Annotated in this window: 1 protein-coding gene and 1 pseudogene; both read right to left on the bottom strand. The window is 41.8% G+C overall.

All coding sequences use genetic code 11. The features are described from left to right. Nucleotides 1-151 precede the first annotated feature (151 nt). Entirely contained in the window at nt 152-385 is a 234-nt protein-coding gene (locus ACFIMW_RS09425) for a hypothetical protein (protein WP_375608916.1), read from the bottom strand. A 9-nt stretch (nt 386-394) separates the two neighbouring features. Next, nucleotides 395-790, bottom strand: a pseudogene (locus tag ACFIMW_RS09420) (phage tail protein); the annotation flags it as partial.

The raw sequence follows: 790 nt of genomic DNA, 5'->3' as shown, positions 1-790 counted from the left end.
GTTTCATACGAATACAAAGAGGCTGTTCCTAAAAGCTTTGGAACAACAACGCTATCTTGCGAAGTCCCTTCTCTGATTTCCTCTTTCGTTGCAACAGGTATCAAATATTCATGACTATGATCGGGTATCTTCATCTGCTTTATTCCTTCATTCAGAGGGATTCATCCAATGAACACTCTTTCAAATCTTCAAGCTCTTCTCTTAAGGTCTCTAAGCGCTTCTCTAAATCTTTCAGTGAACCATCAAACTCTGTTTTCAAAGCGGCTTTCAGTAAATCAAAAACGCCATTAAGCGGCGCATGGACAAAACTACTCCCAGAATACAAAACAACCCGTACTTGAGACGGGTCGCTAAGCTCTGATATCGCAAACGGTTTTAATGACATTTCAACTCCTCATGTCTTTATTCCATAAACTACACTCACATTAACGGGGCGCGTTTCAACGCCTCCAAACGTCTCCGACATAAGATGATGGTCATGATGTGCTTGGTCATGAACACCCTCTTTTATAGGGGTCGAATGATATAAAAAATTAGCAAAAGGGCTTCTGATAAACCAAGGCAAACGGGGCGGTTTGTCCTTATCTGTGAACCAAAAGGGAGTCTCTACCTGTGGAATTCCTGCTATGTGATCAAATTCTTGATTACATTCCTCTAAGCTATCACCACTCAAACCTACACACTCTTCGTCTACAGATCTCTTTCGCCTTTGCAAAGAAACTTCAGAAGAAGAAACATCCCGTCTTTTCCGTGAAGAACGACCATCAGAAGAGGCGGGACCTATAAAATG

It is taken from the genome of Bartonella sp. AC329YNZD (genome assembly GCF_042196685.1).
Taxonomy (GTDB): Bacteria; Pseudomonadota; Alphaproteobacteria; order Rhizobiales; family Rhizobiaceae; genus Bartonella.
The sequence above is the reverse complement of the archived record's forward strand: the minus strand, read 5'-3'. Positions and strand labels throughout refer to the sequence as shown.

What these genes read in the sequence shown, in the direction of transcription:
- ACFIMW_RS09425 (WP_375608916.1), bottom strand. Translation starts at nt 385, where the DNA reads ATGTCATTAAAACCGTTTGCGATATCAGAGCTTAGCGACCCGTCTCAA.